General features: G+C 45.9%; 16 protein-coding genes, 1 pseudogene and 1 riboswitch. Of the genes and pseudogenes, 2 read left to right on the plus strand and 15 right to left on the minus strand.

Annotated elements, in window-relative coordinates:
* Nucleotides 1–18 precede the first annotated feature (18 nt).
* The 10 genes and pseudogenes from VP98_RS06365 to VP98_RS06405 form a co-directional block, all read right to left on the minus strand.
* Complete coding sequence (locus VP98_RS06365; protein ID WP_046174497.1) at nt 19–645, minus strand: sugar transferase; 627 nt, start codon at nt 643–645, stop codon at nt 19–21.
* Complete coding sequence (locus VP98_RS19425; protein ID WP_407919207.1) at nt 645–1,316, minus strand: glycosyltransferase; 672 nt, start codon at nt 1,314–1,316, stop codon at nt 645–647. Before VP98_RS19425 ends, VP98_RS06365 begins: the two co-directional genes overlap by 1 nt.
* A 54-nt stretch (nt 1,317–1,370) precedes the next feature.
* Nucleotides 1,371–1,823 (minus strand): annotated as a pseudogene (locus tag VP98_RS19430) (glycosyltransferase); the annotation flags it as partial.
* Between the two features lie 12 nt (nt 1,824–1,835).
* Nucleotides 1,836–2,909: a glycosyltransferase gene (locus tag VP98_RS06375; RefSeq protein ID WP_046174685.1), complete on the minus strand. Its 1,074-nt coding sequence runs from the start codon at nt 2,907–2,909 to the stop codon at nt 1,836–1,838.
* Nucleotides 2,910–2,975: 66 nt separating this feature from the next.
* Nucleotides 2,976–4,142: an O-antigen ligase family protein gene (locus VP98_RS06380; protein ID WP_046174499.1), complete on the minus strand. Its 1,167-nt coding sequence runs from the start codon at nt 4,140–4,142 to the stop codon at nt 2,976–2,978.
* A gap of 17 nt (nt 4,143–4,159) precedes the next feature.
* Nucleotides 4,160–5,254 carry a glycosyltransferase gene (locus tag VP98_RS06385; protein WP_046174500.1) on the minus strand — a complete coding sequence of 365 codons (1,095 nt, stop codon included), beginning with the start codon at nt 5,252–5,254 and terminating at the stop codon, nt 4,160–4,162.
* Between the two features lie 18 nt (nt 5,255–5,272).
* The gene (galU, locus tag VP98_RS06390; RefSeq protein WP_046174501.1) at nt 5,273–6,178 is read right to left on the minus strand and encodes a UTP--glucose-1-phosphate uridylyltransferase GalU; all 906 of its coding nucleotides are present in this window, start codon (nt 6,176–6,178) and stop codon (nt 5,273–5,275) included.
* A 17-nt stretch (nt 6,179–6,195) separates the two neighbouring features.
* Entirely contained in the window at nt 6,196–6,891 is a 696-nt protein-coding gene (locus VP98_RS06395; protein ID WP_046174502.1) for a YveK family protein, read from the minus strand.
* Between the two features lie 20 nt (nt 6,892–6,911).
* Nucleotides 6,912–8,099, minus strand: coding sequence for a DegT/DnrJ/EryC1/StrS family aminotransferase (locus VP98_RS06400; protein WP_046174503.1), 1,188 nt, complete (start codon nt 8,097–8,099; stop codon nt 6,912–6,914).
* A gap of 29 nt (nt 8,100–8,128) precedes the next feature.
* Nucleotides 8,129–9,958, minus strand: coding sequence for a polysaccharide biosynthesis protein (locus tag VP98_RS06405; RefSeq protein ID WP_046174504.1), 1,830 nt, complete (start codon nt 9,956–9,958; stop codon nt 8,129–8,131).
* 321 nt (nt 9,959–10,279) lie between these two features.
* Between VP98_RS06405 and VP98_RS06410 the strand changes: the two genes are divergently transcribed.
* Nucleotides 10,280–10,639: a helix-turn-helix domain-containing protein gene (locus tag VP98_RS06410; protein WP_046174505.1), complete on the plus strand. Its 360-nt coding sequence runs from the start codon at nt 10,280–10,282 to the stop codon at nt 10,637–10,639.
* A 32-nt stretch (nt 10,640–10,671) separates the two neighbouring features.
* Here the strand turns inward: VP98_RS06410 and VP98_RS06415 are convergent, their stop codons facing one another.
* Both VP98_RS06415 and VP98_RS06420 read right to left on the minus strand, forming a co-directional pair.
* Nucleotides 10,672–11,661 (minus strand): glycosyltransferase family 2 protein, encoded by a 990-nt coding sequence (locus tag VP98_RS06415; RefSeq protein ID WP_046174506.1) that lies wholly within the window; start codon nt 11,659–11,661, stop codon nt 10,672–10,674.
* 21 nt (nt 11,662–11,682) lie between these two features.
* The gene (locus VP98_RS06420) at nt 11,683–13,203 is read right to left on the minus strand and encodes a lipopolysaccharide biosynthesis protein (protein ID WP_197076562.1); all 1,521 of its coding nucleotides are present in this window, start codon (nt 13,201–13,203) and stop codon (nt 11,683–11,685) included.
* 518 nt (nt 13,204–13,721) lie between these two features.
* Between VP98_RS06420 and VP98_RS18800 the strand changes: the two genes are divergently transcribed.
* Nucleotides 13,722–13,865, plus strand: coding sequence for a hypothetical protein (locus tag VP98_RS18800; protein WP_156151328.1), 144 nt, complete (start codon nt 13,722–13,724; stop codon nt 13,863–13,865).
* A 271-nt stretch (nt 13,866–14,136) separates the two neighbouring features.
* On the opposite strand, the gene VP98_RS18250 is transcribed toward VP98_RS18800, so the two are convergent.
* From VP98_RS18250 to VP98_RS06440, 3 genes are all read right to left on the minus strand, one after another.
* On the minus strand, nt 14,137–16,017 hold the full coding sequence (locus VP98_RS18250; protein ID WP_052712157.1) for a S8 family peptidase: 1,881 nt from the start codon (nt 16,015–16,017) through the stop codon (nt 14,137–14,139).
* Between the two features lie 13 nt (nt 16,018–16,030).
* Nucleotides 16,031–16,113, minus strand: a riboswitch (cyclic di-GMP riboswitch).
* Between the two features lie 312 nt (nt 16,114–16,425).
* Nucleotides 16,426–17,901 (minus strand): O-antigen ligase family protein, encoded by a 1,476-nt coding sequence (locus VP98_RS06435; protein WP_046174509.1) that lies wholly within the window; start codon nt 17,899–17,901, stop codon nt 16,426–16,428.
* A 120-nt stretch (nt 17,902–18,021) separates the two neighbouring features.
* Nucleotides 18,022–19,836 (minus strand): DUF4855 domain-containing protein, encoded by a 1,815-nt coding sequence (locus tag VP98_RS06440; RefSeq protein WP_046174510.1) that lies wholly within the window; start codon nt 19,834–19,836, stop codon nt 18,022–18,024.
* Between the last annotated feature and the right edge of the window lie 370 nt (nt 19,837–20,206).

Genomic DNA, 20,206 nt, shown 5'->3' on the forward strand with positions numbered 1-20,206 from the left:
ATCTCCTTTTTCTCGCGGCTATACTTTTTTATTTGCTTGATTAAGTCGTGTTTCTGCGGCTTCTGGATGATGGATATGTTCTCTTTTCCATATTTTATAAATCGTTAAGATGAGTATTTTCATATCCAGTCCGAGGCTGTAATTTTCCACATAATCAATGTCGTACCCAATCTTCTCTTCCCAGCTTATCGAGTTTCGGCCCATAATCTGTGCATAGCCTGTCATTCCCGGCAGGAACCGGAATCTCACTTTTTGTTCTTCGGAGTACCCATGAATCGGATAAGGATAATACGTAAGAGGCGGCCGCGGCCCGATAAAGCTCATTTCTCCCTTTAAAATGTTAAAAAGCTGCGGCAGCTCATCCAGGCTTGTCATCCGTAATATTTTCCCTATCTTGGTGATTCGCTCATCATTTTCACTCTGGAAGATGCCTCTTCCTTTAAACTCTGCTCCTTCTATCATGGTCCGGAATTTGTAAATGGAAAATTCTTTTCCATCTTTTCCAAGACGTTTTTGCTTGAAAAGAACAGGTCCTTTTGAATCCAGCTTAATCGCAGCGGAAATGCCGATAAATAAAACGCTGAGCAAAAAAAGAAGCACCAGGGCAAAGAGGAAATCCAGCAGCCTTTTCACTTTCAATTGCATTACCCAATAACCTCCTGTTTTGAATAGGTATGAGGAATATCAACTGCCTTGCGGTAAATCATCCCCATCTCCTCCGAAATCGTTGCAAGATCATATAAGTGTGCAAGTGCCAGGCTTTTTTCACCCATTTGTTCAGCAAGCTGCCTGTCTTTCAGTAAAGAGCCAAATGCGGAAACAGTTTCTTCGATGCTGTCAAGCTCTACAATAAAGCCATTTTCACCGTGGCGAACCAGGTCCCGGTTGCCGCGGACGTTGGTCGCCACAAGTGGTTTTCCAGCTGCAAGACCTTCCATCAGAGCTCTCGGCAAGCCTTCCTGCCTTGATAACAGCGTGACAGCGTCTGCAATTTTTATTAACTGGGGCACATCTTTCCGGTAGCCGAGAAAACGGACTGCACGCTCTAATCCAAGCGACTGGACCATGCTCTTTAGCTTTTGCTCCGCTTCGCCGCTTCCCACGAGCAGGCAGGTAACCGGGCCGGACTGCTGAAGCGATGCGACCGATTTAATAAGCTGCTGCTGATTTTTTCTTTCAATCAATTCCGCGACACAAAGAATAACAAAATCGTTTGCCCCTATGCCCAGCTCCTTTCTTTTCCTGGCCTGGTCCGTGTCTTCTGAAGACTGCGGCTTGTAAACGGTTCTGTTAACCCCTACTCCCCGGACAAACATGACTTCCTTGCGAACAGGAAACGCCAGCGCCCGCTTAAAATCTTCTTCATTTATGGTAATTAAATAATCCGTCCATTTGGCCATCAGCCGTTCCACCGGATAAAAAGTAAGCCAGTTCACCAGCGGAGCTCCTTTAAAGAAATGAAAGCCATGAGCCGTGTAGATCACAACCGGTATACGGCTTCTTTTGGCGGCAATCCTCCCCAGCACGCTGGCCACAGGAGTGTGAACATGAAGTACTTGAAATTGTTCGTGCTGAAAGCCGTCTGTTAATTGTTTTAGTGCTTTCCAATTTGTTTTTTGAAATGGAGAGCGGTGGAACGGAACATCGTGGCAAATGACTCCAGCCTGTTCAAGCAGTTCTTTTCCAAAATCTTCGCTTGCATAGGCATGAACTTCAAAGCCCTGCTGCTGAAACCAGTCCATATAAGGTATATGAAATGCCGATAAGTGCCTGTAGACTGAAGCGACAAATGCAACTTTTTGCCTTGAATACTGCTGAGTCATAAAAGCTCCTCCCTATCCTGCCGTGTGCTGCAGCACTTGTTTATAAAGCTTGTGCCAGCGTTCCGTAATGCGGTCAAGCTCATATACCTGTTCCATATAAAGGCTTCCTTCTTCCCCCATTTTTTTTCGTTCCGCCGTGCTCATTTCCAGCATTTGCATCATGCTGTCTCCTAAAGAAACCGGGCTTGACGGCTTAACAATAAAGCCGGTCTGCCCGTCTAAAACAACTTCCCGGTTGCCGCCCACATCTGTGCAGACAATCGGGAGCCCAATGGAGGAAGCTTCCTGAAGAACAAGCGGCATCCCTTCCCAATCAGAAGACATAACGTATGCATCAGCAGCACTCATGAGATCTGGAATATCCTTCCGGTAGCCAAGGAAATGAACATGTTTTTCAATTTCTAAAGAAGCCGCCAATTTTTCAAGAGAAGATTGATGCGGCCCTACACCGGCTATCAGCAGACGTGTATTTGCCGTCCGGCGCAGCACACGGGCAAAGGCATGAAACATGTTTGGATAATTTTTCTGCTCATCCAGGCGCCCAATAGCCAGCCAGGTAAAATCATCTCCAACCTGCAGTTCATCCCGTATTTTTTCACGCACCGCAGGTATGCTTCTGTACATTTTTGTATCTACGCCGTTTGGTATAAACAAAAGCTTTTCAGGGGGAACCGCTCCTGCCTGGATAAAATGATTCCGCGCAGCTTCACTGATAATCGTAATAGAATCGGCCATTCCATTGGTCAGCTGCAGCATTCTTTCCCGGCTCCGCCCGCCGATCTGGATGTTATGAATGGTATTGATCAATTTTAAGCGTGAATGAAACATCTTAATCAGCCGTCCCAGCAGATTCGCATGGTACAAATGCGAATGAACCAGGTCAATGCGCTCGTCTTTTAAAATTTGATTAAGACGCACGACAGCCTTTACGCTTGGCTTTCCCCGTGTCATGTCCAGCGAAAAAACAGGAAAGCCGTCTTCCTTCAGCTTTTCGCCTACCGGTCCGAGCGGCAGAAGCGAAACAACAACTGTCCGGCAGCCGGCATGCTGCTCTCTCATTGTTTTCATCATTTGATACACCTGCATTTCGGCTCCGCCGGTATTTAATCCGGTTATTAAAAAGAGAATATTCAATGGGATCAACCTTTCCGCTTATAAAGGATGTTCACGGGCCGGCAAAGCCGGCTTTGCCGTCCGGGCGTATTCAAGCGCGAGCAAGCCAAACAGCAGCCAGGTCGGCTTTCGCATTTCCCAGGTTAAAAACATTGTCGCCATAAACCAGACGACTAACAGTGTCAGGAACATCATGCTTTCTAAATTGCCTGTTTTTGTGGCAACACGCAAAAAGAGAAATAGTACTACCAGAAAAAGCAGCATGCCAATCAGTCCCGTTTCCGCAAGAATAGACAGCGGAGTGTTATGGCTCAGGTTTCGTTCCTGAATAAGCGACTCCATCGCCTCTGGATAAGCACCGGCACCCACTCCGATAATCGGGTGGCTGTTTACAATGTTCATTCCTGCTTCCCAAAAAGAGCCTCTGCCGTTTAAATCACCCTGGCTGACGTCACTGTGAATGGTCGCAATCCGCTCCAGTGAATCTTCAGGCATTTTCTGGTACACGTAAATCGAGGAAGCAGCCAGGATCACCGCCATGGCGGCTTTCATTCCTCTAGACAGCTTTTTAAATGTAAGCAGGATATACAGCAGCGCTACTAATCCGACAACAAATGCTGTACGGGAAGCAGTCAGGCTGATGGTCCACATTCCGAATAAAAGGTAGGCAGCATTCATCCATCGCAGCAGCGCATGCTTCTGATTTAAAAATAAATACCAGGCCATCGGAATGCCGAGCGCAAGCATGACACCGAGATCATTTGGGTCAAATCCTTCCGCCGCATATCTTCCATATGCCACCTGTTCCTCTGATACATAGTTGGAGATTGTGTCAACAACGGAAACCCATGCCCCCCATACATAAGCCTGCATAATCATGTTCATCTGGGTTTGCGTGCGGGCAAGCTCCCAGATAAGCCAGACCATGATAAACAGCTGTGCATATGTTTTTATCCGCGTTAACGTAAGATCAGGATCCGCCGACCAGATAATGCTGAAGCCGCTCCACAGGATAAAGGCAAGCAGCACGTAGTGAATAAGATTCAGCGGCCGGTACTGTCCATTTCGCATAATAGCCAGCACCGTCATCATAAACGCAAGCAGGCCAAGCGGCCGGACAATCGTACCAAATGGCCCGAGCATCAACGCATTTTCCCACGGAATGGAGAAAATGGTGATGAGCAATAGAAAAAAAGGAACATTCATCGTTTTCAGCACCGCCTTTATAAGATTTCAAGATATTGGCGGGAAACGTGGTGTTTTACATAAGGCTGGCATGCTTCTTCCTTTTTGGGAAGCCCGGCTTTATCCAATACGCTTCTGATCGCCTGAAATAGAGCTTCACTGTCACCGACCGGGACAAGCGGGCCGTATTTCCCTTCCTTTAAAATTTCTTTCGGGCCGCTCGGGCAATCGGTGGAAACGACTTTGGTTCCCGAGGCCAGCGCTTCAATCAATACGGTCGGCAGCCCTTCTGCCCGGGAAGACAGCACGAACAAGTCTGCTTTATTCATATAGGCGTAAGGATTTGAGACAAACCCCGGCAAATCAATATCCTGTTCAAGCCCCATTGACTGAATAAGCTTTTCCAATTCCTCTCTTTGTTCTCCTTCGCCCAGAATGATTAATTTAGCCGGCCGTTCTTCTCGCAATCTGGCAAACGCGCGAATCAGGTTTGGAAAGTCTTTTACCGGCGACAGCCTCCCAGTACCGAGCAGAACCGGCACCTCTTTTTTATCAAGCCACGGATGGCCGGCCGGCTTTTTGGATCTGGCAATTAACTCTTCATCTACAACAGGATTGTAAATAACCTGTATACGCCCTTCTGGAAGCTTTAGCTTTGCTGCCGCATCTTCCGAGACGCCCTGGGACACCGCCACAACATGGTCTGCTTTCATGAAGCTCCATTTCACCAGCGGCGGAAGCCACTTTGAAATCAGCCGCCGCGACGGTACGGAAGGAGTATGGGTCATATTGCTGTGAATGCTTACCACTGTTTTTGTTTTCATTCGAGCCAGCATGGACGCCAGAACGGCGACCACATTTGCATGATCCAGAGCAGATAAAATAGACTGGGGCCGGTGTACCTTTAAATACCGTACGAGCGGAAAGAGGCTGAACAGCACTCTCGGTGAATTCATGTCAACAATGTGAATGTCCGGCAATACGTGCGCCATATAGGGCCCTTCCGCTTTCGCCAGGACAAGATCCACCTCATGTCCCGATTGAACAAATTCCTCAGCCAGGCTGAGCATAATCCTCTCTGCCCCGCCTCCAGCGAGCGAAGGCAAAAAAAGGGCTACTTTTTTCCGATTCATCATTTTCTCTCCTTCTCATCAGGCGAATTTTTCATTGTACAGCTGTGATTGTTCCTCTGATGCAACGACATCCTTCAAATATTGAAGCAGGCTGTTTCTCAATTCCGGCTTTTGCAGGGCAAACTCAATCGTTGTCTGGACAAAGCCCATCTTCTCACCGACATCATACCGTTTGCCTTCAAATTCAAATGCATAGACGGTCTCTTCCATCCGCAGGCGGGCAATCGCATCCGTAAGCTGAATTTCTCCGCCTGCCCCCCGCTGCTGATGGGCAAGCAGTTCAAAAATACGAGGCGTTAAAATATAGCGCCCCATGATCGCCAGATTCGATGGCGCCTGGCCGACAGGAGGTTTTTCAACAAGTTCTGTTACCGAATAAAGGCGGGAGCCGTTTGAATGAACTGCCGCAATCCCATATCTGTCTACCTGTTCCGCCGGCACCTCTTTTACACCGAGAATGGACCCGCCTGTTTTCTCATGCACATTCATCATTTGCTTTGTGCACGGGACATCCGCCTGCACGATGTCATCTCCCAGCAGGACAGCAAATGGCTCCTGCCCGATAAAATTCCGGGCACACCAGACAGCATGTCCAAGTCCTTTCGGTTCTTTCTGCCGAATATAATGAATATCGACCATATTTGAAATGTTTCTGACCTCGCGAAGCAGCTCCATCTTTTCTTTTTCCATTAAGTGATTTTCAAGTTCAGCGTGGTGATCAAAATGGTCTTCAATAGCGCGTTTTCCTTTTCCGGTAACAATTAAAATGTCCCGAATGCCCGACTGAACCGCTTCTTCCACAATGTATTGAATTGTCGGCTTATCCACGATAGGCAGCATCTCTTTCGGCATCGCTTTTGTTGCCGGCAAAAACCGGGTTCCCAGACCGGCAGCCGGGATAATCGCTTTTCTAATTTGACTCACCGTGATCTCCCCATTTCTTAAAGTTTATTAATTTTTGTAAATACGCTGTTTTCTACAAGGGTGTGAGTTTCTGATTTTACTTCTCGCCGGGCAAACGTTTTTCCGTAATGCTCAAGTAAAAAAGCAGCTCCCATCGAGATAACCAGGCCGGCGAAGAAAGCAACAATCATATTTAAATACGGCTTTGGCGTGACCTGCAGCACCATGTCGGCCTGGCTTTGCTCTGTTAAAACAGAAAGCTGGTTTTCTCCATACAGCTTGCTGATTTCTGCATTCAGTACAGCTGAAATTTCATTTACAATGCGCAGTGCCTGCTGGGGATCTTCATCTTTTACTTTTAGTTCAATAGCAAGAGATTCACCGATTTGATTAATAGATACTTTTTCACTCAGCTCACGATATGAATCACTGAGCGATAGATTTTCAATCACTTTATCCAGAACCTGGGGGCTCCCCGCTACTACAATAAAAGTATCAAAAAGCTTGAAGGACGTTTCCATTTGATAAAACGAGGTCGCCGGATCAATTTCACCCTGCGCCGGTTCTACCTCATTGACCAGCACCTTTGACGTTGCTTCATATACGGGCGGCAGTACAAAAAAACTGACGATACCGGCGGCTAATGTAAAAAGAAGAGTAATAGAAACGATGAGTAACCAGCGATTAACAATCGTATTCAAAAACGTAACAATGCTTTTTTCCTGCACATTCATCAGGGCTTCCCAGCCTTTCTTTATTTAGTTACTGCTTTCTTCCACATTGAACTAAGCGACTGCTCCTTGTAATAATGCTCTATAACTGAAATAACCCGGTCCTGCTCCTGGCTCGTCATGCTTGTGCCGGAAGGAAGACAGAGGCCTGTTTTAAACAAGCGGTCTGATACGCTGTCTTCTTCGCTGTGCGGTATGTAGCGGCAATGGCGGAATAAAGGCTGCCTGTGGAGCGGCTTCCATACATGCCTTGCTTCAATATTTTCCTCCTCCAGCCTTCTGATCAGGCCGCTGACACTAAGCTGGTCAACCGTCAATGTGGTAAGCCAGCGGTTAGAGCGGCTTTCCTCTACTTCCGGCATAAAATGAAAGCCCTCTAGACGGCTCAATGATTCTTTATAACGAACAAACAGAGCGCGTTTTGCCTCCACTCTTTCCTCCAGGACATCCATCTGGGCAATGCCAATACCGGCGAGAATATTGCTCATCCGGTAATTGAAACCTGTTTTTTCATGCTGGTAATACGGAGCCGGCTCCCTGGCCTGAGAAGCAAGATTGCGTGCTTTGTCTAACTTTTTTAGGTTATTTGAAATCAGCATCCCTCCCCCCGAAGTGGTAATAATCTTGTTTCCATTAAAAGAATAAATACCAAACTCTCCAAAACTCCCACTCTTTCTCCCCTTATATTCTGTACCAAGTGACTCGGCTGCATCTTCTATAATGGGCACCTGATAATGGCCGCAAAGCGCTGAAAGCTCATCCATTCTGGCATTTTGTCCATATAAATGAACAACAATTACCGCTTTGGGCAGCCGATTTTCTTTTTTGGCCTGGATGAAGGCCTTCTCCAGTGCCTGAGGAGACATGTTCCAGGAGCCTTCATCCGAATCAATAAACACCGGCTCCGCCCCCTGGTAAACGATTGGATTGGCGCTGGCAATAAAGGTAAGAGTAGAGCAAAAAACCGTATCCCCTTTTTCAACCCCGAGCTGTATAAGTGCCAGATGAATGGCAGCCGTTCCGGAATTAACAGCTACCGCCCCCCTTGTCCCGGCGTACGCCGCTGCTTTTCGTTCAAATTCATCCACATGCGGTCCAAGCGGAGCAATCCAATTCGTCTGGAATGCCTCGTTCACATACCATTGTTCCTTTCCACTCATATGGGGCGGTGATAAAAGAATTCGTTTTTCCGTCTTTGAAGAAAAGGCCATTTCCCTCACGCTCCTTTATACTTTTATCTTTACTGGTTGACAGCGATAGGATTAGCCTGGCGGCCTGCCACGCGGTGATGCGCAATGTCAAGCAGCAGCTCTGAAAGAGACCGGGCATCCATTGATAAATATTCTTCTATAACGTAATACACCCAGCGAATATCATTGATAGATGCCTTTCCAATGTAAATTTTCGGATGAACCTGTTCTTCATGAATTTCATCCACGTCAAGCAGCTCCTCATAAAGCTTTTCCCCGGGCCGCATTCCGGTGTAGGAAATTCCGATTTCATTTAAGCTGTAGCCGGAAAGCTGGATTAAATTTTTGGCCAGGTCCACGATTTTAACCGGCTTGCCCATGTCTAATACGAATACTTCCCCTCCTTTTGCAAGTGCTCCGGCCTGCATAACGAGGCGGGATGCTTCAGGTATTGTCATAAAGTAACGCACCATATCAGGGTGGGTGACCGTTACAGGCCCGCCTTGTTCAATTTGCTTTTTAAAAAGCGGGATGACACTGCCCCGGCTGCCAAGAACATTGCCGAACCGGACAGCGACAAATTGTGTGGAGCTGATTGTGTCCATATACTGGATAACCATTTCGGCGAGCCGTTTACTGGCTCCCATTACACTTGTCGGCTTCACCGCTTTATCCGAAGAAATCATGACGAATCGTTCGACACCGGCTGCCTCTGCTGCTTCTGCTGTGTTTTTCGTTCCAATAATGTTGTTTTTCACCGCTTCATGCGGATTCAGCTCCATGAGCGGAACATGCTTATGGGCAGCAGCATGATATAAAACAGATGGCCTGTATGATTCAAGCACCTGAAATATCCTGTCACGGTCCTGAATATCGGCAATAATCGGCAGAATGTCAATTTCCGTTCCGTACTGCTCTCTTAATTCCATTTCAATCGTATAAATACTATTCTCCCCATGCCCAAGAAGCAGCAGCCTCTCCGGCTGGAACCGGCAGACCTGCCGGCATATTTCTGATCCAATTGATCCTCCTGCTCCTGTAACGAGCACGGTTTTCCCTTTTATCGTGTGGGCAATCTCATCGGTATTTAAATAAACCGGCTCCCTCTCCAGCAAATCCTCCGGCTGGATATCCTCCAGCTTCGGCATTGGCCCCTGCTCCAGCATCAGCTGCTCAATTCTCGGAAGAATCTGTGTCTGTATGCCTGTTTTTAAACAAATTTGATAGATTCGGTCAAGCTGGGACCGGGAAAGCGACGGAATAGCAATAACAATATGCTCAATACCATACTGCTTCACAACAGCTTCCAGCTCATTTGTAGTACCTGCAATCGGAATGCCCAACATTTGAAGCTGGTATTTTCTTAGATCATCATCAACAAATACAGTTGGTATCAAATCGGTCTGCCGGTCCTTTACTAACTGCCTTGCTGTCATAATTCCCGCTGAACCTGCTCCGACAATAAGTGTTTTCTTTTTACGGCTGCTTTTGATAAGCTCCATCTCTCCAATAATCCGGCTGGAAAAACGAAAGCTTCCCATCCCTGCCATAAGAAGCAGCAAAGTAACGACAGCAGCATCGGCTGTAACGGACCGGACGAACAAAAACTCGCCAAGCATCATGCCCAGAACGGAAAGAAAAATGGTTTTAAATAAAGCAGTCATTTCTCCGATGCTCGCATACGACCATGCCCGTTTATATAGTTGATATTTGGAAGCAAAAAAGTGATAACTGCCAGCCAATGAAAAGAACACCACTAATTGATAAGAAACGGGCCTGGCCGTTTCTTCTCCGGCGATGTGCCAGCCTGTGTAAACAGCGGTCCAGATAAGTAAAGTATCCACCAGCGACATAGTAGTAACTCTTTTACGGTAATTCATGGCTGTCCTCCTCCACCTTCATTTTCAACCACTATTTTAAAGTAACCTCTGTTCTTTATAAAGAATATTATAGGAGGTCGTTTTCCATTTGTAAACTGAAATCTTGTCCGTATATTTACACCGAAACAAAAGTTTGTTCTTTATAAAGAACGATTTTTTTGGTAAAAACAGTATATCACATTCGTTTACACCGGATAATAGGTATTAAGAATCAATTGTTCTTTAAAAAGAACAATTCAACTTTTTTTACGATTATATCATGTTTTATTTTCATTTTGTGCGTTATAATGAATATTATCGAGAGGCAAAGGAGTGTAAATAATGATTGGAATTAAAATAAAATATATGAGGCTTCAGCAGGGGCTTTCCATTACACAGCTTGCTAAAAAAGCAAAGATTTCTAAGTCGTATTTATCTTACTTAGAAAAAAATCCAGCCACGAATCCTTCTCTTCAAATCATATCCAAGATCGCGGCGGCTCTTGATATTTCTCCTAACTACTTTATTAATGACCATGGAGAAGATGATAAAAAGAACAAGAAAGAGGAAAACAGCAGAGAAGAAAAAAACCAGGAGTGGATCAGCGTTTTAATGGACGGGCTTGAGGAAGGAATGACAAAAGAGGATTTCGAAGAATTTCAAAAGTATATTGAATTTTTGAAATACCGGAAATCCCGTTAAAAATGCCTGGCACAAAAGCGCCAGGCATTTTTTTATATAGTTCTTAGCCGGTTGCGCAGCTTGTACAGGCCGACGCCGGCATGAAGAAACTGATGAAAAAAGATAAAGTGAAACAGGCGGCCTGCTGTTATCTTCGCAGAATTCAAGCGTACAAACGCTTTGTAGCCGTTTTGATGGATCGTTTCCTGAATTTGCTTTCCACTTACGTTCTGGGAAAGCAGTGCTCTTATTGTTGTAAAATACGCTTCTTCAATTTTTCTCTTGAAGCATTTCATCAGCGTTTCATCTGCTCCCGCATACTGCCGGCAGAAGTCAGCAGTGCGAATCATAGCATCAACGTAGTGAAACCATGAAACAGTAAATTTTTTCATAACGGAACCGCTGTGCTGACGATAACGGTAGCATGAAACAGGCACAAAATCAACTGCCGGTGATACAGCAAGACATTTCAGTGTAAACTCCTGGTCTTCTCCATATTTGCAGCCTTCTGCAAATAAAATATTGTTTTCTTCCACCAATTTCTTTTTCACAATAAAGGCTCCAAGCCGCACCCATGTCTGCGACAGCAGATAGGCTTCCATTACATCGGCACCTGTTCCGCTTACATACTCATAGGCAAACGGAACGATTGTTTTCTCCATTTTTTCATCCACCTGTTCAAATCCTCCGTAGCAAAGAGCGGCCCCTGTGCGCTCCGCCTGTTCAAATAAATGAAAAAGCACCTTCTCGGGAAACGTATCGTCTGCATCCAAAAATGTGACATATTGACCGGTGGAGTACTGCAAGCCATGATTGCGCGCACGGCTGACCCCTCCATTTTCCTGGAACAGTACTTTTCCATTCAGCCCTAATTCGCGCAAAAGCTTTGCGGCCGTGTCTCCACTTTTATCTGCAGACCCGTCATCCACCATTACTACTTCAATTCGATTTCTCATTCCCTGATCGGCGACAGACTTCAGGCAGTCCCGCAAATAAGATTCACAGTTGTACATCGGAATGACAACCGAAATATCCGCACTCATTCGAACCCCTCCATTTTTTTCTTATGCTGTTTTTCTTTTTAAAAGCGTACGTCCCGCATCCTGTATGTAACGAAACTCCGGCAGCCGGCGGAACAAAAGGAAATAAAGAACATTCGGCACGATAAAGCTGACAGCGGCTTTTGCTGCAAAGCCTGCTGTTCCATCCGCTTCGATCAAGGAAGCGAGGAAGTAAGCAGCCCCTCCGGCCGCGAGACCAATAGAAAGATATATCCCCCACAGGCAGAAATACGTCCGCAGCTGTCTTGAAAATCCGTATTTATACAAAACATACGGTTCAATCCAGAGAGACGTGGCAACAGTACTGATCATCGTTCCGGCGAGAACACCAATCAGCCCGAAATAATGAAGAAGCCAGATTGAGACAACAATATTCAGCAGTGATTCCAAAAGCGGCTTATACCGGTCATACCAGAACAGGCCCATGGCATCCCGGAATGTTAACACAGCTTTTCTGATGCCGCTTAAATAAAAATTGGCCGTAATAAATAAAATGACCGCGAAATCCAGCAAGAAATCTGCCCCCAGCCACAGCTCTATAAATGGATTGAGCAAAAGAAGAAGAGCAATAGAGGAAAAGCTGTACAGCCAAAAATCAATCAGCAGCATCGACTTAAAGACGGCCATTTTTTTCTCTGTAGATGTCTCTGTATTCAAATTCCCGACACTCGCTGTTGTCGCCGAGAATACTTGTCCAAGCAGCCCGTTTAAAGCAGTCGTAATAAGTGTGTAATTCGAGTAGAGCCCTACTGTGGCTACACCGAGGAAAGCAGAGATAATTAAATTATCAGTACCGAAGACAATCACATCTCCCATCCGGTGAAACATCATGGCAAAAATATTTTTTTTCATCTCCGTTTTGCTTTCATCCGCCAGCCTTGCCGCCTTTTCTTTTTTCAGATACGGATAGCGGCGGTCGGACAAACGGGCAATGACCATATTATTGACCACATTCAGCAGCACCTGGGCCGTTAAAAACAGCAGGTAATTTTCCGTTACTAGTAAAATAAAGATTTGAAGAACGGTAATTCCTGCGTAAAAAGAATAATGAACAATGTTAATAACATATGTTTTTTGATCAGCGATTAAAATAGAGCGCTTATGGGCAAACAAATACGTAATAACCGCGTTTATCAAAAATAAGAGAAAAAGCAATTCCAAATTCGGAATATCGGGCCGTTCCTTCATAATGAAATTCAGAGAAAACATGAGAACAAGGCCAAGCAGAAAAACAACCGCTCCGATGATTCGGTAAATAGATGCGTAAAGCTTCACGAGCGCTTTTACTTTCGGACGGTCATTTTCAGCCAGCGGCTTGTAAAGGCTGTAGATAATCGCCTGCCCGACTCCGAGCTCGACAACCGACAAAACGGCAAGGATGTTTGTAAACAATCCATGTATGCCTAAATATTCAATATCCAGCGCCCGGACAAAAATAATTCGTGATAAAAAATTCAATAGAATCATCACGAACTGTCCCGCTACAGAGCTTGCAATATTGTAGGCTGAATGTCTAACTCTCACCAGTATTATTCCAATCCATCTGATTTCCTCCTATCCACTTCAAACACTATAAAGAACAAAATGAATAAATTTGTTCGTTATATGTTAATTATATACTCTATATGGGGAATCGACAGTGAAATTAGACCCAATGTTGTTTGATCAACAGGGTGAGCTATGGATAGATCGGCTCTCAGCAAAATGAATGTAAAAGCTTCTTCAAACTAAATCCAAGCTGTTAGTGAACGTTCGAACGGATAGACCGCCATACTTGGCCCAGGCGTAGAAGAGGCGGCATCCGCGGGGCTTCGCTTTTCGCGGGGCAGCCGGTGAGCTCGTCTTCGCCGCTATGCGGCAAAGCCGGATCTCACCTGCCTGCCAGTCCCGCAGAAGTCTGCGCCCCACTCCTGCCGCCCTGGCGGGGAGGGAAAATCAGCCAGCAACATCCGATTGATGTTATTTTCCAAATGAGAAAGGGAAAGACAAAGGTGCTTTTTCATGCTCGCTTTTTTAGAGACACAATGGGCGGAGGGCGGCCGGTGGAGACTCCCATGGGACGAGCGGACAGGCTGAACCAGACAGCGCGAAGCGATGCCTGGTTCAGCGTTCGCCCCATAGGAAAGCGGAACCGGCCGCAGCCCCTGCCACTTCTTTTGAAAGAAAATACTGTTACTGGCCGCTAAAGAGAATACTATTTTGATCTTAAAGTTCAGATGAGTTTATTTATAGCCCATTTGCTCTTTACCGGAGGTTTAAAATGGAAGTCTGCTTCACTTGTCCAAAGAAGCAAAAAGTCTCCAAAAGCCGCCTTTCTATTTTCAGCAATAAAAGTTTTCATAAAAAAGACTGCCGGCTTTCCCGGCAGTCTAAAACGTTGAATATGAAAGAACTATATCTATCAGGCTCCTTTTACTAAGCAGGAGCAAAGGATTTGGATAATGAAGGATAGGCTTTTTATTTTTTTCCTTCTATTAAAATACTCATTGATTTCCCCATAAAAGAAGGAGTTGCGTAGGTCTTTCCGTACTTTTTAATGGTAATCATATTGTTTTTGGCGGAGGCCACTTTTGTGTTGCTTACTTTCCATGTAGCGAGCTGGCTCACATCGACGGTTTGTCCGTTTGACAGCTTTGCGGTCAGCACAATTTTTTTCGCAGTGCCGGGTTTACCCGCTACTTTTTTCGTGCTGGCCGTTAAGCTTTGGACGCTGGCATCAACTGTAATTCCGGCTGTTTTTCCGGCATATGAAGCCGCAACGGATGTTTTACCGTAGTTTTGAATGGTAATAACGCCTTTAGCGGCCGTTGCGATTTTTTGATTACCGGTTTTCCATTGGGCCGCTTCTGTTACATCAACCTGCTTTCCATTAGCGAGTGTTGCAAACAATTGAGCCGTTTTTGACTCTTTCGGCTTTCCTGTGACCGTTGCTGCACTGGCGCTGACCGCCCGCACCGTTGAATCAACAGGCAGTGTCACTTTTTTTCCGCCATCGGCCGCCTGGATAACCGCTTTTCCGAACCGGTGGACTGTTACAACCCCGCTTTTCACCGTAGCAACAGCCGGGTTGCTTGATGTCCAAACCGCTTCTTTTGTCCGGTCGATCTCTTGTCCATCCTCATAAGCAGCTGTTACTGTAATGGCCTTTGATTCACCCGGAAGCGCATAAATCGAAGAAGTGTCAGCTGACAGCCCAACAGGTGCCAAGCTTTGAAAAGGGACGGCAGCCGGCTTTACGTATGTTGCCTGTATAAAGCCATACCCGTACCATGAGTCCCGGCCGGCGGCTCCTAAATCCCTGCTCGTTTCCGTCAGTAATGTACGAAGACGCACATTGCTGACGGCCGGGTCAGCCTGCTTCATTAAAGCAAGCTGACCCGAGACATAAGGAGCGGCCATTGATGTTCCGCTCATTCGCGCATATCCATTATTCAAGTAAGTGGCTGTAATGCTCTGGCCGGGCGCTGAAACTTCGACTGCACTTCCCGTTGATGAAAAAGAAGCCCGGTTTAAGCTGCTGTCAACGGCTCCTACTGCGATAGCGGAAGAATAGCGCGCCGGATAATCCACGGTGTCGTCCGTTCCTGAGGCCGAGCCGTCATTTCCGGCTGCCGCCACAACAAGGATTCCCTGAGCATAAGCTTTATCGACCATAGACTGAAAAGCGGCCGAATGAGTCTGTGTGCCAAGACTCAAGTTAATAATATCCATCTTATTTGTGATCGCCCAGTCAATGCCGGCTAAAATGCTGGACAGACTGCCCGAACCGTCTTTATTCAATGACTTAACCGCAAAAAGAGACGCGTCCGGCGCCACTCCCTTTGTGCCAAATCCATTATCTTTTGCACCGATAATACCTGCGGCGTGCGTTCCGTGGCCATTATCATCCTGATAAGAAGAAGTATAGGAAACAAAAGAAGCGCCTCCTGCAATCGATAAGTCAGAGTGGCTGGCAACTCCCGTATCCACAACCGCTATCTTTACTCCTTTTCCTGTTAAGCCGGCGTTCCAGGAAACCGGCACATTCGCCGCTTGAATACCCCAGTCCAGCAGTTGCGCTGAAGCCTGAACAGGAATATCCTTTTCTACACGCAGAACGCTTTCATCCCTCTTCAGCTCGTTTATTTCATCGGCCGGCAGTGTGACTGCAGCGATCGGCAGTTGCTTAAATGCGCGGTCAACCTCGCCTTCCGCTTCCAAAACAGCTTTTTTATCGACTTTCTCGTCAAATATAACAATGACCTTTTGCTCCTCATCCGATGCGGCAAGCGCCCCATTCGGGCCAAAAGAAGCGGCAATAAGACCAGCGGCAAACAACATAGCGGCAGTTTTCTTCATGATGTTTTTCCTCCCGGGCAGCTGGCTGGCATACCGTGCGGCTTAGCCCCTATAGCTTTGCGTCTCTGCATTTCCACAGATTTGCTTCAATAAAGTAAAGCAGGTGATGTTTCTGCTTCTTTTTATATCGGCCAATTCTCACAATAGTAAAGCGTTCAATACACTTCTTTCGAATTAGTGATAATCCTCCATAAAAAAAGACCTCCTTTTCGGAGATCTTAAAGTGTAGACAAAGTCAGAAAGCAGGCTGATTGAAAACTCTTGTTCTTCCAGAAACGCCGCCGGCTGAGAAGCGGAGTGACCTTTTAGGGGTCATGAGCATTCACAGCCGGCAAGTGACGCCGAAAGCGAGCGTTTATCAACAGCCTGGGACCTCCTTTTCGGAGATCTCATCAAATTCACTGCTTATTATTTAAATCGTTTAGGAAACAGCGCGGCTTCCCAGTGGTTTTTTGTAGAAGCTACAATTGCTGTTGCTAAAAAGAAATAAGTCGTAAAGGTTTTATCTTCCCAGATGTTATACAGCAGCCCGCAGACAAAAATGCCGAGCAGGAAGGAAAGTGTCGGGATGGCAAATGGATGGTCATCTTTCTTTTTCCAGAGAAGAACAAGCATGCCAAGCAAAAAGACGGCGAAGGCAATAACGCCGAGCGCACCTGTCTGCGCAATCACTTGCACGTACTGGCTGTCTGAATACATATTTTCCGGGATTTCATATTTTTCGTAAATAGGCGAGCTGTAGCTTTTCGTCGCCGAGTCGCCAAAGGTAGCGAAGCCGGTGCCAATGACCGGGCTGTCTTTGAAAATCTCAAGCCCTTTGGTTACTACAAATAAACGGCCGGTCTGCTGGCTGAGCTCTACAGTATCCGCTTTAAATGTTTCTTTTAGCCGATTTGCTTCTACTGAATCTTCTGGCTCTTCTTCACCATTGTCATCCGGAGCTTCTACCGCTGGCGGCGCTTCATTAATAACATTTGCCTCAATATAGCGTGCCGCCGATGCAACAGGTACACCGACCAGCGCAGCACCCAGCGCAATCGTGGCAATGGCCATCAAGGCCGACCGCCAATTGCGTGACAGCGCCACAAAAACAACGAATCCGACGGCAAAGCCAATCCAGGTGCCGCGCGAGTAAGTTAAAAACCATATACCCATCATAAGCACGGCGCTGATAAACAAAACAATCTTAAGCCATCTGGCTGTAACAAGCGAGCGCAAATACAGTATACAGATAAACGCAATCGTTAAATAAACAGCAAAAACATTTGGATTGTTAATCCAGCCATAAATACGGACCCGGTTATTCGGGGACAGCGACCGGTTTACCCATGCTTCCGGCATCATCAGTGTCCGGGCTGAAAGCTTTTCAACAAAGCCTTGCACGACCATGAGCATGGCGACAGCAACAGTCACCCATAGGAAGCTGATGATATCATCTTTTGTAAGATCAAGTCGCCTGGCCGAGTAATACACAAGATACGTAATAATAAAAGCACGCAGCTGAAAAATAATCGCGCCCAGTTCAACACCCGTGAAAAAAGCGGAAACGGAGCCAATCAGCAGGAAAGCAAAAAACCCGTATTCAAACGCATGAAAGCGAAACCATGATCGGATGTCATGCCTTGTATTCCACAAAACGCGCAGTGTCATAGCGATAATAATCAGGTCTCCCGCCAGCTTCAAACCAGGGGACATTTCCGTTAAAAAGGAACGCATGGGGAAATAAATAAGAATTGCTAAAAGTCCTTCTTTTGGACGCAAAAAAGCAATGGCTGCTACAAGAGCCGAAATAGCGAGCGCTGCTGCGGTCGACGGAATTGCAGCCGCAAGAAAAAACAAAGCGGCGGCCGCACCCGCAATGCTGTATGAAATTCGATTATTCATTCTAGTAAGCTTTCCTTTCCCATTCATCTTTAAATACGCTCACAATATTGTATCAGAAAAATAATTAACGTGCATCGGCCAAAAAAAAGAAAAAACTGCGCCACCGCAGTTTTTTCTTCGTCACTTGCTGAAAAAGGTCGAAGTTAATTGCCGATGCCAGGTTTGAAAAATCGGACTGTCGTAGGTAACCATCCGTTCGACCATATTGATGCCCTGATAGAAGATCATGCCCTTTTGATCCAGTCCATAACGCTTGGCAAAGTCTGTATACATAGTAAAGGTTTCAACGCCCTCCGGCGCCTGGGCAAGGCCGTACGAATCAATTTCCATGGTAATGCCCGTTCCGTAAATTTGGGCATTTACGAATGCTTTATGGAGGCGTTCGACCTTGTTAGAGACACTTGTACGGAATGCGTTCGGCTGTAAAAAAGCTGCATCGAAGCCGTACGACTTCCAGTTTTGAAAGTTGGTTGACGTTGCATGCGGCGCATAAATTAAAAATTTATTTTGCTGGTGAATTTTTTGTGAAATCGATGAAAGAAGCAGTCCATCATCTTCCACACGCACGGTTTCGTTCATCCAATAATACCCTTTAAAAGCAATATTAGAAAAGTTGTATTCGCTCCATTTTTTCTCTACCTGCTTCATATACCAGTTTACAATGTCATAACGCGAATAAACATTGTTGGCGAGCTCACGGCCATTTAAGTCAATAAAGGCCCCGTTGTTTTTTGGATACGGAATGGAAATATACACATTTACCTTTTGGCCTTTAGCCTGCGCAGCTTTATTTAAATTTTGCAGCAGCCCTTTTTCCGAGAAGGTGCGGTCAATATAAGCCTGGAAGTCCGCGTAATTGGCATCATTTTTAGCCGATTCCACAAATTCACCGCCGTCGTAGGTGCGGCCAAGTGCGATAAATGTGTCAAACATACTCATTTCCTTGCCTTCCGGCGTAGAATAGCTTAAATAATGATTAAAAAATTCCGGCGTAAAATCCGCTTTTCGCTCCATGCCATTATACATAAGCACACCGCTTTTAATGCCGGTTTTATCTTCCGACGCTATTTCCTGGGAAAACGACTTATATTTATTACTGGTCGGATGAATAGTGCCATTTGTATACTGCTCCGCCCGGACAAATGCTTCTTCAATAGTCGAGACGGCTTCCATCTTCTGGCCATTCGCCCGCACTTCATAGCTCAGCGGCTGCTGGAACACACGGGATAAAAAAGCGCTGAACTGTGCCCGTGTTACATTTTCAAGCGGGCGGTAGGTTTTTCCGTTATCATAGCCCACTGTAATGTTCCGGTAAGCAATGGCATCAATCGCCTCGTAATAAGGATCATCAAGCGGCACGTCTACAAACGAAGAAGTTTTCGTTCCTTTTAATGAAAAAGCGGCCGCAAGCGCTTTTGCCATTTCATCGCGCGTTAATGACGCATCCGGCATAAAAGCACCGTCTTTTAATGAAAGAAGGCCTCCATCCACCGCGGCTTTAACGGCTTCGAAGCCCGGTGACTTTTCGTTCATATCCAAAATGCCATCCGGATCAACCGGTACCTCGGGTTCTTCAGAAGAAGGCGGTGCCTCAGGATCTTCCGGCGGAACCGGTGTCTCAGAGTCAGCCGGGGCTTCACTCTGCACCTGGGCCGCTTCTGTTTTCACAATATCATCAATCACCGGTTCAACCGGTGCGAGCACACGCTGCAGCATAACCGCCGCGTCTTTTCTTTTAATCGTATATCCCGGTTTAAACGTGCCGTCTCCAAATCCGCTGATCACTTTATGGGACGATAGAAATTGAATATCCTGGTACGCCCAGTATTTATATGAAACATCCGAATACCCTGCTGCATCTGCGGACAAAGGCTGGACAGAAGCGCCAATTAAACCAAAGGAAGCCAAACTAAACAATATTTTCTTAAATTTCATTCTTTCCTCCTATGAATAACAAGTCTGTACCTTCAGTTTATCACAAGGTTTCTCCTTAAAAATAAAAAATTTATATTTTTTCCAAATTTTTGACGGAATTTGACGGAAAAGGTACTAAATCTATTATTATCCTATTCTTTTTTCTTTATAATTACGATTTTTTCTTATATGCCGACAATAACCAGCGTGTCTCTTTTTATAAAATAGATGGAGGTAAATAAATAGAAATGGAGCGGAACGGTGCTTTTTGCCTTCACTGTTGTTGTCATGCAAGAATTCATAGGATTTCTGGACAGAAATTCTTCGCAGCCATATGGAATCAATACGGTGAAAAAGGGAACCCCCAAACAGAGCGGCTCCCTTTTGATTT

Origin of the sequence: Domibacillus indicus (genome assembly GCF_000970685.1) — a bacterium.
Taxonomy (GTDB): Bacteria; Bacillota; Bacilli; order Bacillales; family Domibacillaceae; genus Domibacillus; species Domibacillus indicus.